The sequence below is a fragment of the Leucobacter sp. Ag1 genome (assembly GCF_000980875.1).
GTDB classification, from domain to species: domain Bacteria; phylum Actinomycetota; class Actinomycetes; order Actinomycetales; family Microbacteriaceae; genus Leucobacter; species Leucobacter iarius.
The window spans coordinates 27720-44026 of the sequence record NZ_LAYO01000097.1 but is presented as its reverse complement, the minus strand read 5'-3'; the positions used below and the strand labels follow the sequence as shown (position 1 = coordinate 44026).

Below are 16307 nucleotides of genomic sequence, written 5' to 3'. Positions count from 1 at the left end.
AGAGCTCAGCACCGAACGGCGGCACCCAACACCCAGCCCCGAGAGCTCAGCACCGAACGGCGGCACCCAACACCCAGCCCCGAGAGCTCAGCGCCGCGCGAACCCGCAGCCCGGAGTCCACCGCCCAGCCCTCAACACCGCACGGCAGCACTCAACGCAGCCCCGCTCAGCGCCACTCAGCGGCGCCCAGCCGCACCCAGCGCCGCAAGGAACCCAGCACTCACCACCGCACGGCAACACTCAGCATCCACCACCCAGCCCTCAGCGCCCTCAGCGCCCAGCATCACCCAGCGCTCTCAGGAGCACTGCGGGTCTGCGGACGGCACCCTGCCGCGCAGCAGGTAGTCGTCGACCGTGCGCGTGACGCACGCGTTGCCCGTGCCGTAGGCCGTGTGCCCCTCGCCCGTGAACGTGACGAGCGTGCCGCTCTCAAGCTGTTTCGCGAGCGACTGCGCCCAGCGATAGGGCGTCGCCGGATCGCCCGTGGTGCCGACGACCATGATGGGCGCGGCCCCCGCGGCGCGCACCGCGCTGCGATCGCCGACGGGTTCGATCGGCCAGCCGCCGCACGAGACCCCGCTGTAGCCCTGGTACTTGCCCATGGTGGGCGCGGCGGCGGCGAGCTCCGCCGCCTCGCGACGCATGGTCGCCGCGTCCTGATCGCGCGGGTAGTCGAGGCAGTTGATCGCCGAGAACGCGTCGGACGAGTTGCTCTGGTACTTGCCGTCGACGCGGTCGTTGTAGAAGTCGGCGAGCTGCAGCGCGACCGTCGCGTCACCCTTCGGCACCTGCGTGAACAGGTCGGTCAGGTAGGGCCAGGAGTCCTGCGAGTACAGCGGCGTGATGATCGCCGTGATGAGCGTGCCGACCGTGACCCAGCGCCCGTCGGCCCCCTTGAGCGGTTTCTGGTCGACCTGCTGCAGCACCCGTCCGATCTGGCGCATGCCCGCGTCGACGCTGCCGGTGAACGGGCAGCCGCTCGTGCCGATGCAGTCGGCGACGTAGGCGCGCAGCGCCGACTCGAAGCCGAGGGTCTGCGCGTACACCACCTCGGAGAGGCTCGCGGTCGGGTCCATGGCGCCGTCGAGCACCAGGCGACCCACCTTCGCGGGGTAGCGGTCGGCGTAGCGGGCGCCGATGTAGGTGCCGTACGAGTAGCCGAGGTAGTTGAGCTTCGGGTCGCCGACGATGGCGCGCAGCATGTCGAGGTCTTGAACGGTGGATCCCGTGTCGACGTGGCCGAGCAGGGCGCCGGTGCGCTTCTGGCAGGCCTCGCCGTACTTGCGCACCTCGGCGTTCGCGGCCGCGATCCACTCGTCGCTGCCCTCGGGCAGGTCGGCCTCGGGATCGAGGCCGTACAGCCGCTCGTCGGTCTCGCGGTCGGTGAGGCAGCGCACGGGCGAGGAGGCGCTGACGCCCCGCGGGTCCCAGCTCACGATGTCGTACTGCGACCGCAGCGCCGCGGAAGTGGATCCCTGCAGGTTGCCCGTGACCTGACCGACACCCGATGCGCCCGGGCCGCCCGGGTTCATGAAAAGGGTGCCGAGGCGGTCGGAGCCCGTGGCCCGGTGTTTGATGAGCCGCAGCGTGATGCGTTCGCCCTCGGGCTGCGCCCAGTCGAGCGGAGCGTACACGTCGGCGCACTCGAGCGCCTTGCCGCAGCTCTGCCACTTCGGCTGCTGCGACCCGAAACCCTCGACGGTGCCGGCCGGCTTCGCGGGCAGCGGCAGGCTGCCCGAACTCTGCTCGGGCTGCGCCTGCGCACCCAGACCGGGCAGCAGCGAGCAGCCCGCGAGCGCGATCGCGCACGCGGCGGCGAGCAGGCCGGTCAGCGCGCGCCGCGCGCCCCCGCCCCTCATCGCAGCCCCTCGATGTCGACGGCGATGCGCGCGAACAGCGCCTCGAGCACGAGGCCGGGCGTGACGCCGCGGGCCAGGCGGTCGCGTGCCTGCTCGATGCCGGCGACGACGCCGAGCGTGCGGGCGACGGACCAGCGCTCGGCGAGCTCGGCGATGGCGGGCGCGTGCTCGGCGTTGATGAGGTCGCTGCCCGACCCCATGCCGGCGAGCAGCACGTCGCGGTAGAGCGAGAGCAGATCGGTGAGGATGCGGTCGATCCCGTCGCGGAGACCGCGCGTGGCCCGGCGCTTCTGGTCTTCTTCGAGGGCGCGCACCTGCGCGCGCAGCTGCGGCGGCACCGCGGCGCCGGGCGCCACACCGAGGTTGCGCAGCGCCTCCTCGCGCTCGCGCTCGTCGAGCGACTCGGTGAGCGCCTTGGCGTCGGCGTCGGCGACCTTGAGCAGCGCGCCGGCCGCGCCCATGCCCTCGCCGAGCGTGGACACGCCGAGCGCGAGTTCGATGGTGCTGGTGCGTCGCGCGAGCGCCTCGGCGTCGGTGGCCAGGCGCCGTGCCATGCCGATGTGGCTCTGCGCGAGCCGCGCCGCGCGCTCCGCCGCCTCGAACGGGATCCCGTCGCGGGCCTGCAGCATGTGCGCCACCTGCTCGGGCTGCGGGGTGACGAGGCGCAGCGAACGCGCCCGGGACCGGATGGTGGGCAGCAGGTCGGCCTCGCTGGGGGCGCAGAGCACCCACACGGTGCGCTCCGGCGGTTCCTCCAGCGCCTTGAGCAGCACGTTGGAGGCGTGCTCGCTCATGCGATCGGCGTCCTCGATGACGATGACCCGGAACCGGCCCTCGCTGGGCGAGTAGTAGGCGGTGGGGATCAGCTTGCGCACGTCTTCGATGGGGATGATGACCCGCTCGGTCGACAGCACCGCCACGTCGGGGTGGGTGCGAGCCGCGACCTGCGCGTAGACGTGATCGCGGTCGGCCGGGTCGCGCGCGATGAGCGCCGCGGCGAAGCGCAGCGCGAGGTTGGATCGGCCCGAACCGGGCGGGCCCGTGATCAGCCAAGCGTGCGCCGGGACGACCTCGGGAGCCGCGGCGCGCTCGAGCACGCCCACGGCGGCCGGCTGACCCACGATCTCGTCCCAGAACTCCATGCCCATCAGGCTATCGCGGGGCACCGACATCGTCGCCGGGAGAACCCCCTGCGACCGGGCCGACGCGCGGCCCAGCGACTCAGACGCCGAGATCCTTCGCGAGGATCACCGCGTGCACCCGGTCGCGCAGTTCGAGCTTCGCGAGGATCCGCCCGACGTGGGTCTTGACCGTCGACTCCGACAGGAACAGCGCCCTGCCGATCTCGGCGTTGTTGCGTCCCTCGGCGATCAGCGCGAACACCTCGCGCTCGCGCTCGGTGAGCACGTCGAGCGCATCGGTGCGCACCGCTGGCGCGCCCGGAGCGCCCGCCGCGGCACCGACGCCCGAGGACCCGCCCCAGGGATCCGCCGCAGCGTCGTTCGACATGCGCTCGAGCAGCCGCTTGGTCACGCCCGGAGCCATCACGGCGTCGCCCGAGTGCACCCGGCGGATCGCGTCGGCGAGCTCGGTCGGGCGCGCGTCCTTGAGGAGGAACCCGCTCGCCCCCGCGCGTATCGCCGCCGCGGCATATTCGTCGAGGTCGAAGGTCGTGAGCACCAGCACGCGCACGCTCGGGAACTCCCGCACGATCGCGGCGGTCGCCTCGATGCCGTCCATGCCCGCCATGCGCACGTCCATGAGCACGACATCGCAGGCGCCGCCCGAGGCTCGCAGCTCGGCGAGCGCCGCCCGCCCGTCGCCGGCCTCGCCGACCACCGTCATCTCGGGCTCGGCGAGCAGCACCAGCCGGAAGCCCGTGCGGATCAGCTCCTGGTCGTCGACCAGCAGGATCCGGATCTCATCGCTCACGGAGCGCTCCCTTCGTTCCCCTCAACCGTATCCCGGTCGAGCGGCTGCGTCGTCCCCGGCTGCTGGATCACGAGCGGAGCGGTGTGCTGGCCGAGTCCCGCGGGCACCACGGCGCACACGACCCAGCCCCCGCCCTCGGCGGGGCCCGCCGAGAACTCCCCGCCGAACACCCGGACGCGCTCGGCGATCCCGCGCAGACCGCGCCCGCTGCCGACGCCGCCGAGGCCCGGATCCGGGGCTGCGTTGCCCGACAGCCGCGGACCGTTGCGCACTTCGGCCGTCGTCGCGACCCGGTCGTGCACGAGGGTCACGTCGACTGACGCGCCCCCGGCGTGCCGCAATGCGTTCGTGAGGCTCTCCTGCACCACGCGGTAGACCGCGACCTCCTGGCCGCGATCCCCCGACGGCGTGCCCTTCTCGGATAGCCGCACGGTGAGCCCGGCATCCCGGAAGCTCTGCACGAGCTCGGGGATCTCGGCGACGCCCGGCTGCGGCGCGCGCGCCGCGGGCCCGTCGTCGCCCTCCTGCAGCGCGCCGAGCAGTCGGCGCATCTCGCCGAGCGCCGTGCGCCCGGTCTCCGCGCTGCGGCGCATGGCGTCGCTCGCCGCCTCCGGAGCGACCTCGGCCGCGCGGGCCGCGCCCTCCGAGAGCGCGATCATCACCGAAACGGAATGCGCCACGATGTCGTGCATGTCCCGGGCGATCCGCGAGCGCTCCTCGGCCACCGCGAGCCGCGCGAGCTGATCACGCTCCCGCGCGAGCTGGTGCGCCCGATCGATGATGGCGCGCAGGTAGCGGCGCCGGTTGCCCAGATTGATGCCGAGCATGAGCACGGCGAGGATCCCGAGCGAGACGATCAGGAACCCGGCGACGGTATCGGACTCGCGGTTGATCGTGCCCGAGATGAGCATCGGCAGCGCGGTCGGCAGCAGCGCGATCCCGTACGCGACCCAGCCGGCGCGCACGCTGCGGTAGACCGGCACCGCGTACAGCAGGAACATGAGCGCGACCACATTCCCCGCGAGCAATACGGTATTGTCGCCGAAGCAGCAGAGGGCGACCGCGATGGTGCCGAGCAGCGGGTAGCGGCGCCGCAGGATCAGCGCCGCGCACACGACCACGGTACGCACGAGCGACAGCAGCACCACGAGTGCGACGAGCGGCGGCTCGTGCGGCAGCACGGGCGTCCCGGCGAGCGACGAGATCCAGCCGAGCAGCGCCAGGCTGCCGTTGCCGAACAGGTAGCTGCCCGCGATGAAGATGTCGACCGCGAGCGGGTGCGCCGCGAGCCAGCGGCGGATCACGCCCGGTTCGCGCGGCAGCTTCAGCTCGGAAGCGGCGGCCCGCGGATCCGCAGCCGGCCGCGCGGGCGGCGGGTCCTGCGGGACGGGCTGGGGTGGGAAGGTCATGCGGCTCCGGGTCGATCGGTGTTCGTACTCAGCCTATGCAGCGTCGCTGTGCGGCGCATCGCACCGCGGTACCGTGCGCATGGTCCCCCGGAGGTGCGGCGAGCCCGGGCACGGCGGCCGGAACAGCGCGCGATCACCGCGGCAGATCGACGACGAGCGGCTCGCCGAGCACCGGCTCGAGCGCGCCCGAACTCAGCTCGGCGACCGCCGCGCGCAGTGCCGGCAGCTGATCCTCCGCGGGCAGCAGGCGCAGCAGCACCCGTTCACCGTAGCCCGCCTCGCCGAGCGCGATCCCCAGGCGCCGTGCCTCCGCCTCGAGCTGCGGCGCGAGATCGTAGCCCGCCTCCACCTCGACCGGGAGGCGCACCGCGCGGGGCAGCCGCTCGGCCGCGGCCACGGCCTCGGCGACCGCCGCCCGGTAGGCGCGGGTCAGGCCTCCCGCGCCGAGCAGCACGCCCCCGAAATAGCGGGTGACCACCGCGACCACGTCGCTCAGCCCGGCCGAGACCAGCGCGTCGAGCATGGGTGCTCCGGCGGTGCCGCTCGGTTCGCCGTCGTCGTTCGAACGCCGCGTGCGGCCGTCGTAGCCGAGCACGAACGCGCTGCAGTGGTGCCGCGCCTTCGGATGGGCGGCGCGCGCCGCAGCGATGACCTCGCGCGCCGAATCCTCGTCGGCGACGCGCTCCAGACGGGTGAGGAAGCGGGACCGGGAGATCTCGATCTCGACGTCGACGGGACGCCGCACCGTATCTCGGACCTCGCTCATCCCCCTATTCTCCCGCGCGGGAGGGGGTTCGGGATCCTGCGACTCGTTCCTCGCGCAGGATGACCGGGCCGATTCGCGCAGGATGACCGGGCCGATTCGCGCAGGATGACCGGGGAATCACTCCGCGTCGTGCGCGTCGCCGCGGCCGCGCAGGCGGTCGATCTCGCGGCGGTCCCGCTTGGTCGGCCGGCCGGCGCCCCGATCCCGGATCACGGCCGCCGGACGCTCGACCCGGGGCGGCGCCGGCGGCGTCAGATCCTCGAACAGCAGAGCGGCCTCCGCGGCGCTGCCACGACGCAGGGCGAGACCGACGACCCGGTAGATCTTCTCGAAACCGTGCAGGCGCACCCGCACCACGTCGCCGACCGAGACCTTCTGCGCGGCCTTCGCCGGTTCGTCGTTGACCCGCACGTGCCCGGCCCGGCACGCCGTCGTCGCCTGGCTGCGCGTCTTCGCGAGGCGCACGGCCCAGATCCAGCTGTCGATGCGCACGGACTCCATGCTGCGAGCGTACCGGTGCCGCAGCCGGGTACCGGCGGAGACACCGGCTGAGACGACGCGGGAAACGACCGAGGGCGCGGCCGACGGATGGGGGTCCGTCGGCCGCGCCCTCGGGCGGCTGCCGCTGGGGGGGGGGGGGTTACTCGGCAGCGGTCTCATTCGCGATCGGCGTGCCGTCGCGACGGCGTCGGATCGCGGTCACGGCCCCGCCCACGAGGAGCAGGAGCGCCGCGATCAGCGCCGCGTAGCCCGTCGCCGCGCCACCGGTCACCGCGAGCGGGTCGATCGGCTTCACCTTCGTCTCGACCGTGCTCGTCAGTTCCGAGTCGGGCGTCAGATCGGTCGGCGTCGAGACCACCGCGGTGTTCTCGACCTTGGGGTAGGCCGCCTGGCCGACCCGCACGACGAGATCGATGGTGACCTGCTCGCCCTTCGCGAGACCCTTCGGCAGGGTCCACTCGACGCGGCTGCCCTGCACCGAGGCCGCCGACACCGGGCGGGATCCGCCGGTCTGGGCCGCGACCGCGCTCGACACGTAGGTCAGCCCGTTCGGCAGGCGATCGGTCACCGTGATGGGGCCGGGATCCTCGGTCGGACCGTCGTTGCGCACCGTGATCCGGTAGTGCGCGTTGTCGCCCACCTGGAACTCGCCCTGCGCGGACTTCGTCACCGTGAGCTTCGCGAGCGCGGGCACCTTCACCGGATCGTCCGAGCGGTTGTTGTCGCGGTTCACGTCCTCCTCGGTCGAGGTGACGGTCGCCGTGTTCGTGACCTCGGCGTAGGCGCTCGCCTGCACCTCGGTGCCGACGGTCAGCTTCGGAGCGCGTTCGCCCGGAGCCAGCTCGCCGCTCAGCATCGCCACCACGAGGGTGCCGCCGTCGGGCAGCGCCGTCACCTCGGTGATGGTCCAGCGATCGCCCGAGAGGTCGCCCACGGCGCTCGTCACCTTCAGCCCGGCCGGAACCCGGTCGGTCACGCTGACGCCGGTCGCGATCGACGGGCCGTGGTTCACGACGTCGATCCCGAACTCGAGCGGCGAACCGATGCGCACCTGACCCGCGTCGTGCGACTTCGTCACCGCGACGTCGACCCGGCGATCCACCGTCACCTCGGCGGTGTCGGTGTTGTTCGACTCGTCGGGATCGGGCGTGCCGGACTTCGCCGTCGCCGTGTTCGTCAGCTTCGCCCCGTCGGCGATGCCGGCGTCGAGCTGCACGGTGAACAGGATCGCGGGCGCGGCCGCGCCGTTCGCGAGGCCCGTGCCGTCGGGGATCCGGGCGAAGGTCACGCGCTGCGTACCGTCGGCCGCGGGATCCTCCGCGGTCGCGGTCCAGTCGGTCGCCGAGGCGCCGTCGAGCGAGACGAAGCGGCTTCCCGCGGGGAGCGTGTCGGTCACCGTGATCGGGGCGATCGCGTCGCTCGGGCCGTGGTTCGTGACGACCATGCGGTAGCGCGCGGTCGATCCGGCCACGGCACGGTCGGTCGCTTTGCCGTCCGCGTCGATCGCGGTCTTCTCGAGGCTCAGATCGGCGCTCGTGGTGACGGTGATCGTCGCGTCGTCCTTCACCTGGTGCGGGGCCGTGCTGCGGCTGTCGGTCCACGAGAGGAAGGCCGTGTTGGTCAGCTCGGTGCCCGTCGGGACGTTCGCCCCGATGTGAGCGACCACCGTGAGGGTGCTCGTGCCGACCGGGTGGGCGGCGCGCTTGCACGACTCCGCCGCGTCGTCGCAGGTCCAGCCCGCGCCCGAGATCGACACCGGGGTGAGCCCCTCGGGCAGCACGTCCTCGACGAACGCGTCGGCGACCGACGGCCCGCGGTTCTCGACCGTCAGCGTGTAGGTCACGTCGGTGCCCGCGACCCAGGGTCCGGCCTCGACGTCCTTGGCGATCGTCATGTCGGCCTCGGTCACGACCTCGACGGTCGCCTCGGCGTGGTTGTTCGTCGGATCGGTGTCGTCCGGGCCGCCCACGTCGGCGCCGTTGACCAGCCGCTGGGCGGGCACGTCGGACGCGATCGCCGCGACGACGTCGAACGTCATCTCGCCGTCCCGCTGCAGGGTCTCGGAACCGCTGAGCATGGTCCACACGACCGAGCGCTTCGACCCGGAGACCTGCGGCGCGCTGTTCACCGTGATCCCGTCCACCTTGCTCGTCGAGGAGACGTAGGTCATGCCCGCGGGCATGTCGTCGGTCACCTTGATCGGCGCACCCGAGACGCTCGGGCCGTTGTTCTTCACCGTGATCCGGTAGCGGAGCTCGGTGCCGGCGGTGACCTTGGTGGTCGGGTTCCCGTCGAGATCGAGCGCCTGCTTGGTGATGGAGAGATCGGCCTGGCGGTCCGAGTTGCCGTTCTGGTCGTCGTCCTTCGGCTCGTTGCCCGAGTTCTCGGCGAACGCCTGCGCCCAGTTCCGCACGGTCGATCCGGGCACGAGGCTCGGGTCGATGTCGTACGTGGCGACGAAGGTGCGCGAGGCGCCCTTCGCGATGGTGCCGGCGAGCGCGAACTGGTCGGTCGACGTGTTCGCCCCGGCCGTCCGGGTCCAGGTGCCCGAGACGTTCGCGTGCTCCCGGTAGCTCAGCACGCTCGGCGCGGTGTCGACCACGCGCACCGCGCGGGCGTCGGCCGGGCCGAGGTTCGCGACCGTGATCCGGTAGCTGACCGTGCCGCCCGCCGTGATGTCGGGCAGGGGTCCGCCGTTCTCGGCCGCGTCCTTCCAGACGCCGCCGACGTTCACGACACGGGTCTTGCTGATCCCGAGGTTCGTTCCGTCACCGGGCGTCGTCGAGACGTCGTCCGTGTTGTTGTCGGTCACGGGATCGGTCGTGGCGCCCGGGTGCACGACGGCCGTGTTCACGATCTTGCCGCCCGTCCAGGACGAGTCGATCATGCCGTCGAGCGTCAGCTCCTGCGCGGGGCCGACCGGCAGCTGAGGTCCGGTGAACGTCCACGTGATCGTGTCGCCCGCCTTCGCCGGCCAGCCGTTCGAGGCCGTGACGGTCCACGAGGTGAGCGCGGCCGAGGGGTCGCGCACGTCGCTGATCCCGGCGGGGATCGTGTCGGTCACGGTGATCCGCTTGTCGGCGGTCGAGGCCGACACCGAGGGGCCGCGGTTGCTCACCTTGATGCCCCAGCTGATCGGACGGCCGGCCGAGGGCTCGGCGGTGTTCAGCACCTTGTCGATCGCGAGATCGGCCTCGGTGGTGATGGGGCGCTGCGCGGTCGACGAGTTGTCCTTGTCGATGTCGCCCTGGCGCTCGAAGCTGCGCCCCGTGACGCTCGCATCGTTCTTCACCGTTCCGGTCGACGCGGCGTCGATCGTGACGTCGGCCAGCAGCACGATCCGGTCGCTCCCGTTCGCCGCGAGGCGAGTGCTGCGGTCGCCCACCACGAAGGGGTCCTTCGCCGTGCCCGCGCCCGAGAGGGTGAGCGGGGTGCCGGTCGTGTCGGCGGCGTTCGCGTAGTAGCGCGCGGTGAACGCGCCCGTGGTCACGCCGCTCGGCAGGGTCGTCGTGTCGACCACCGAGAACTGGCCGGAGGCCGCGTCGGGACCCTGGTTCGTCACGGTGATGCGCCACTGCGGCTGGGTGTAGCCCGATCCTGCGACCGCGCCGGCGGTCCACTGGTTGCGCTTGTCGCCGCCGATGGCCTCCTTGACGAGCTTCAGGTCGACGCGGGCGATGTGCGCGTCGGCCGTCGCGTCGGGGCCGGTGTAGCCGCCGTCGGCGTTCGCCGTCTTGCCGGTCGCGTCGGTGGTCTGACCCGACAGCGTATTGGTGTGGGCGATCGAGAGCCCGGCACCGGCGTCGGTGGTCGCACCGCTCTGCGGCTTCGCCGAGAAGGTGATGCGCACCGTGCGCTGCGGATCCGTCGCGCCCGATCCGACGCCCGGGAGGAGCGCCTGCGCGGGTGCTGCGGAACCGAGGTTCCAGGTCAGCGTCTGCTTGCCGTCCTTCGTGCCGATGGTCGGTGCGTCGAGGTCGGCGAACGCGCCGCCGCCGATGCTGATCTGCGGGCGCACCGAGGCGTCGAACTCCCAGTTCTTGGGCAGGGTGTCGGTCAGTCGCACGGTCTGCGCCGCGCCCTGGCCGGTGTTCTTCGCCTGCAGGGTCCAGCCGAAGCCGTCGCCCACGAACGCCTCGGAGCCGTTCGACGTGCTCTTCTGCAGCGTCACGTTCGGGAACCGCGGCGTGACCGTCGCGTTCGCCTTCACGTTCGTCGGATCGTACGAGCGGCCGCCGTTCGCGAACGACTCGTAGTGCTTGACGGCCGCCTCGTTGACGAGGTTCGCCTGCTTCAGCGCGTCCGAGCTCGTGAGCTTCGCCGTGTAGGTGAACGTCCGCACGTTGTTCGGCGCGACGTTGCTCAGCGGGCCCGCGACAGTCCACTCGATCGTGCCGCCGCCGTTCGCGCCGGCACCGGTGAGGACGCCGCCGCTCGCCGTGAGGCTCGACGGGTCGACCACCACGCCCGACGGCACGGTGTCGGTCACCTTCGCGTTGTACGCGGGGCTCGTGCCCGTGTTGCGCACGTCGACCGTGTAGGTGAAGGTATCGCCCGGATCCACCGATGCGGCGCTCGCGCCGTTCACGCGCTTGGTGATCCCGAGCTGCGGGTTCAGCACGTTCACCGTCGCGTTGTCGGTGAGCTCGATGCGCTGCGACACGTCGTCGTGCGCCGTGGTCCAGCTGAAGCCGGCCGTGTTGGGCAGCGAGTTCACGCCGGCGGCCACGGTGTTCTTCAGGAGCACGCGGTAGGTCACCGTGAGGGTGCGGGGCTCGGACGAGGAGTCGATGTCGCCGTCCGTACCGGTGTAGATGCCGGTCAGACGGTTCGAACCGTTCACCGTCCAGTTCCAGCCGCCGTCGGCACCCGAACCCGCCGGGTCCACCGACACCGTCGGGGTGCCGATCAGCTCGACGCCTGCCGGCAGCTGGTCGCGGATCTGCGCGTTGTAGTAGTTGATGTTCGGGTGCAGGGTGACCTTCACCTGGTACGACGCGGTCTCGCCGATCGGCGCCTGCGCGGTCTTCGCGTAGGCATCCGAATCACCGATGCGCACGCCCTTCGCGATCGCGGCGGTGGTCGCCGTGATCTTCGCCGTGCTGCTGGTCGTCCGGTCGCCGCGGCGGTCCGAGGTGTCGGCGCCGTCGATGGTCTTCGGCAGGGTGTAGCCCGTCGCCGTCGCGGTGTTGGTGTAGCTCTGCCCGCCGCCCGTGCTCGGGTCGATCATCGCCGTGTAGCCGAGCGCCACGGTGGCGGGGACCGTCTGCAGCGCCGGCACGTCGGCGGGCTTCCAGGTGATCTTGCCGCCCGCGCCGGTGGAGACGCCGGCCTCGGCGTCGACGGCGCTGCGCGCCAGCGGGGCACCGTTCAGCGTCAACGAGTCCAGGTCGACGATCAGGCCCGCGGGGACCTGGTCGACCACGGTGTTCTCGTAGCTCTTCGCACGACCGGCCGGGTTCGACACGGTGATCGTGTACTGCACCGGCTTGCCGATCTGCACATCGGTGTTCGGGTTCGCGGTCTTGACGACCTGCAGACCCGGCTCGATGTAGGTCGCGTTCGCGTTCGCGCTGGTGCTCACCCGCTTCGCGGGGTCGGCCGGGTTCGCGTAGCTGAACGCGGCGGTGTTCTGCAGCACCGCACCGTTCGCGAGGTCGGGCGAGTAGCCCGTGTGCGACGCGTCGCGATCCTTCACCCACACGGTGATCCGCGCGGTGAATTCCTGGTCCTGGTCGGTCGAGTTGGTGTAGCTCGCGGGGAACTGCAGCGTGCCCGCGGCATCGCTCCCCGACGCGCTGCGCAGCAGGGTGAACCCGGCGCTCTCGAGGTCTCCCTCGGTCATGCCGTTCGGGCCCGAGAACGCGGCCGATCCGGCGACGAACTCGTAGGGCACTCGGGTGCCGCCCTGCGCGAAGAAGCCGTTGTCGGCGAGCTTCGCATCGCGCACGGTGGTGTGAGCGGGCACCTTGACCCGGTACTCGAAGGTCGCGTGCTCGCCCTGCACGATCTGCGTCTGGCTGTTGGCCGAGTCGATGTCGTTCAGGCCGACGGTGTTCCCGGTGCCCGCGGGGGCGCTCGGTCCGACCTCGGTCGAGACCAGGCGCTTCGCCGGGGCGGTGCCGGGCAGGTGCACCTCGGAGGTGTCGTGCGTCTTGCTGTCGTCGACGCCGAACTCGCCGTCCGCGACCGTGCGGTCCGCGAGCAGCTGACCGCCGGTGGGCTCGCCGTTCGCATCGAGCTTCTGCGGCACCACCGTGGCGGAATCGCCGCTGTTGGTCGAGAAGCTGTAGTTCGAGATCGCAGCCGTGTTCTCGTAGGACTGCGTCAGCTGCGCGGCGGGTCCGCCGCCGGGCACGCCGCTCGGCACCACGAGGGTGTAGCCGAGGGTCAGCCCGCTCTTCGCCGGAGGCGTCGCGCCGGGCACGGTCCCCGCGAACGTGAACACGATGACCGTGCGGCCCGCGTAGGCCGAGGTCAGGTGCAGGTCGGCGTACCCGGGATCGCCCGGATCGAGCGCCTTCGCCGTGACCGAGCCGTTCGCCGCGGCCTCGGTGCTGCCGTTCCACAGCGCGGCCGTGGCCGAGCCGACGGCGCCCGTGCCCGGGTCGATCCCCTTGAGGTCGGCCTTGCGCACGCCGACGGGCAGCGCATCGAGCACGCGGTAGTCGGCGGTGTCGTTCCGCGGCGCGGCGAGGTCGATGCGGTACGTCGCCTCGACGCCCTGCGCCACGACGAGCCCGTCGACGTTCGAGCCGAAGGCCGCACCGGGCTGGGTGGTGCCCGCGGTCGTCTTGAGCGAGCGGACGCCCTTCACGAGCGAGGTTCCGCCGTCGACCGTGATGTCGGCGCCGTCGCGCAGGAAGAAGATCTCGCCGTCGACGTTCTCCTGCTGGTACTTCGCGAGGTTCTGCGGCAGGTCGACGTCACCGAAGTTCGAGAGGCCCGAGACGGTCACCTTGACGTAGACATCGAGCTTCACGCCGCGAGGGAAGAACCGGTCGCTCGAGCGATCGAGGCAGCCGGTCTTGCCGAGGGTCCACGTGAGCGCGCGCCCGTCGGCACCGACGGTCGGCTGGCCCACGAACTGCTGCAGCAGGTCGTCGCGGCTGGTCGCCGTGCAGATGCCGAGCGTCGCCGAATCCGTCGACGGCACCACGACGATGTCGCGGTATGCGTTGCCGTTCTTCGTCTCGTCGAAGGTCACGCCCTCCGGCAGGAAGTCGGTGAGCTTCGCATTGCGCACGTCGGCGCCGGCCGGCGGGGTGACACTGATCTTGTACCAGACCTGGTCGCCGGCCGAGAAGGGCTCCTTCGCCTAGTCGACCCAGCCGGTGGCGCTCGCGACGTTCGCGGCGGTCGTCTGACCCGCGGCGTCGCGCGGCAGCACCCGCTTCTGCATGCCGCTCAGCGCGGCCTCCAGGGTCGCCGAGGAGTCGTCGGCGGCGTGCTCGCGGCCGTCGGCCTTCGCGCCCTCCTTCGACACGATGCCGTCGAGCTCGGGGCGCGCGTCGGTGGTCAGGGTGACCTTCGCGTTGTTGGTCACGCGGTCGCCGGAGCTCGTCGCACCCGACTGGCCGTCGTCCTCGGTGTAGCTCGCGCTCTGCATCACCGTGTAGACCACGTTGTGCTCGCGGTTCGGCGCGGCCAGCGCATCGGCCGGCGCGAGGGCCAGCTCGATCGAGAAGTGCCCGTTGCTCGGGTTGTACGAGAGCGAGGTGAGGGTCGCACCGGCGAGCTTCAGGTCGGACGCAGGGGTGTGCGTCGACGGCCAGGAGCAGTCGGACGAGACGCCGCGATCCGCGAGCATGGCGTTCCAGTCGCTCGCGCTCATGGGCGCACCGGGATTGTCGATGCCGCCCTGGGTGAGCTTCGGCGTGGATCCGCCGCCCGTGATCGCGGTGCCCGCGGGGAACGCCGGGCAGACGCCGTCGGCCATGTCGTCGACGAGGCGGTCGGGGGCGCCGCCCTGCGTCGCTCCGACGTACTCGCTCGTCGCGATGTTCAGCCGGTAGCTCGCGATCTGCCCCTGCGTGAAGGACGCGTTGCGCGACCAGTCGGAGGCGTTCGCGGGATCGGGGTTCGGCTTGGTGCTGACGCTCTTCAGCAGGCGCACGTCGACCGCGTCGACGGAGTGCGCGGCGCTGCTCTCGGTCTTCTTGCCCGCGTAGCTGCCCGAGACCGCGGCGACGTTGCGCTGGGTCTGAGCCGAGTAGGGATCGCCCGAGATGCCGTGGCGCGTCGACGCGCCGCGGTTGTTGTCGAGGTTCGCGGCCTGATCGCCGCTCGTCGCCGACGGGGTGGTGGCGCCGAAGTCGAGGGTGTTCTCGAACAGCGGGATCCCCGCGCGGTAGCGGATCTCGAAGACGCCGGAGGTACCGGGTGCCGACGCGTAGTTCTGCTTGACGCCCGCGGTCGTGTCGCGCGGGTCGCCGAGGCCGAGCAGCGTGCCCAGGTTCCAGGTCACCTTGGTGTAGACCTTGCCGACCTCGAGGCCGTACTGGTCGGCGAGCGCCTGGTCGGCCTTGATGGTCTCGACCGACGAAGCGGCCCCCGCCGCGCCCGTGCCGCCCGCGGGGGCCGGGGTCGCGGTGAGCCGGGCTGCGCCGGGATACTCGACGGCGCCCTGGGCGCCGTTCGCGTTCGTGGTGTGGTCGATGCCGCCCGTGCCGAGGAACTCGAGGCCCGCGGGCAGGAAGTCGGTCACCTGCGTGTTCGACAGGTCGCCCTCGGCGGTGTGCGAGATGCGCAAGGTGTAGGTCGTGGTGTGGTCGTGGATCCCGCGCAGCAGCTCGCCCTCGGGGCTGGGCTCGCTCTTCGCGACGCGGAACGCCTTGACGGGCACGTTCGTCTTCGAGATGCCGGGGGCGGAGGTGGTGCCGGATCCCTTGGCCGTCGAGCCGGGGAACTGCGGCAGGCGGCTCGGGTCGTTGCTCGTGTAGGCGGAGCCGACGATGTCGAGTGCGGTGGTGCCGACGGGGAACGTCTGCGCGTTGGGGCGGAGCGTCACGGTCGCCTGCTGCTTCGCACCGACGGGGAGGTCGGTGATGTTCTCGAACACCAGGTACTGCTTGCCCGCGGGCACGCGGCACTTGCCGGCGCTGCCCGCTTCGAGTCCGATCGCCGCGCAGTCCTGCGCGGTGGTGAACTCCTTGCCAGCGGCGTAGATCTTCGGCGCGGTCATGCCCGCCGAGGCGCCGACGTACGTGACGCCCGCCGGGATCACGAGCCCGGCGCTGACGTTGTACTGGTCACCGGCAGCGGCGCCGGCGCTCGTGAACGTCAGTTCGAGGCTCAGGTCCTCGCCCGCGACCAGATCCTTCTGCGGAGCGACGGTGAAACCGGGTGCCGGCGACGCGGCCTCGGCGTTCTGCGCGCCGACGCCGGCGGCGACCAGCACACCGGCGATCAGTGCGGCCGAGACTCCCCCGGCGATCCATGCGCGCATGCGGGTCCACCCGCGCGCGGCTTCGTGCGTCCCTGCAGTCCGCTTCGCGCCGTGTTTCCGGGCGCGACGAGGCGTGCTCGTCCAATTCGACACAGTGTCCCCCACCGTCGATGCACTGCGAGCGGCGAGCGCACGGCAAAGCTGCGGTGCTGTGCACAACTCACCGCAGCGACCGACGTTCCCCCCTGGATCGTCGGCCCGATCGTGGCCCGGTGACGCGAGTCCCCTCACTCAGCTCGAAGGTGCAGATTCCTTGGGAATCGCGCCGCCGATACGTCATCCGCTTGAACCTTCACAGACATAGTGAAGGATTCAACTATCGACCCTAGCCGGGATCCGCGCCCCGTGCCAACCGTTTGATGATCCTTCATTTGCAGCCGAGCATTCGCCCT

The 16307-nt window shown here is 71.7% G+C and carries 8 protein-coding genes; all 8 read right to left on the bottom strand.

What is annotated here, in order from left to right; all coding sequences use genetic code 11:
• Nucleotides 1-296: 296 nt before the first annotated feature.
• Nucleotides 297-1859 carry an alpha/beta hydrolase gene (locus XM48_RS09310; RefSeq protein WP_046455533.1) on the bottom strand — a complete coding sequence of 521 codons (1563 nt, stop codon included), beginning with the start codon at nt 1857-1859 and terminating at the stop codon, nt 297-299.
• Nucleotides 1856-3001, bottom strand: a complete 1146-nt coding sequence (locus XM48_RS09305; protein ID WP_046455564.1) for a DNA polymerase III subunit delta' — start codon at nt 2999-3001, stop codon at nt 1856-1858. Before XM48_RS09305 ends, XM48_RS09310 begins: the two co-directional genes overlap by 4 nt.
• Before the next feature lie 79 nt (nt 3002-3080).
• Complete coding sequence (locus tag XM48_RS09300) at nt 3081-3791, bottom strand: response regulator transcription factor (RefSeq protein WP_046455532.1); 711 nt, start codon at nt 3789-3791, stop codon at nt 3081-3083.
• Nucleotides 3788-5200, bottom strand: a complete 1413-nt coding sequence (locus XM48_RS09295) for a sensor histidine kinase (RefSeq protein ID WP_052961415.1) — start codon at nt 5198-5200, stop codon at nt 3788-3790. Before XM48_RS09295 ends, XM48_RS09300 begins: the two co-directional genes overlap by 4 nt.
• 133 nt (nt 5201-5333) lie before the next feature.
• Complete coding sequence (locus XM48_RS09290; protein WP_046455531.1) at nt 5334-5966, bottom strand: YigZ family protein; 633 nt, start codon at nt 5964-5966, stop codon at nt 5334-5336.
• A gap of 117 nt (nt 5967-6083) precedes the next feature.
• Nucleotides 6084-6467 (bottom strand): RNA-binding S4 domain-containing protein, encoded by a 384-nt coding sequence (locus tag XM48_RS09285; RefSeq protein WP_046455530.1) that lies wholly within the window; start codon nt 6465-6467, stop codon nt 6084-6086.
• A 139-nt stretch (nt 6468-6606) separates the two neighbouring features.
• A complete protein-coding gene (locus tag XM48_RS09280; protein ID WP_046455529.1) occupies nt 6607-13713 on the bottom strand; it encodes an isopeptide-forming domain-containing fimbrial protein in 7107 nt (2368 codons plus the stop codon).
• 72 nt (nt 13714-13785) lie between these two features.
• Complete coding sequence (locus tag XM48_RS09275) at nt 13786-15915, bottom strand: hypothetical protein (protein ID WP_046455528.1); 2130 nt, start codon at nt 15913-15915, stop codon at nt 13786-13788.
• Nucleotides 15916-16307: the final 392 nt, after the last annotated feature.

What these genes read in the sequence shown, in the direction of transcription:
- XM48_RS09310 (WP_046455533.1), bottom strand. Translation starts at nt 1,859, where the DNA reads ATGAGGGGCGGGGGCGCGCGGCGCGCGCTGACCGGCCTGCTCGCCGCC.
- XM48_RS09305 (WP_046455564.1), bottom strand. Translation starts at nt 3,001, where the DNA reads ATGGAGTTCTGGGACGAGATCGTGGGTCAGCCGGCCGCCGTGGGCGTG.
- XM48_RS09295 (WP_052961415.1), bottom strand. Translation starts at nt 5,200, where the DNA reads ATGACCTTCCCACCCCAGCCCGTCCCGCAGGACCCGCCGCCCGCGCGG.
- XM48_RS09290 (WP_046455531.1), bottom strand. Translation starts at nt 5,966, where the DNA reads ATGAGCGAGGTCCGAGATACGGTGCGGCGTCCCGTCGACGTCGAGATC.
- XM48_RS09285 (WP_046455530.1), bottom strand. Translation starts at nt 6,467, where the DNA reads ATGGAGTCCGTGCGCATCGACAGCTGGATCTGGGCCGTGCGCCTCGCG.
- XM48_RS09275 (WP_046455528.1), bottom strand. Translation starts at nt 15,915, where the DNA reads ATGCGCGCATGGATCGCCGGGGGAGTCTCGGCCGCACTGATCGCCGGT.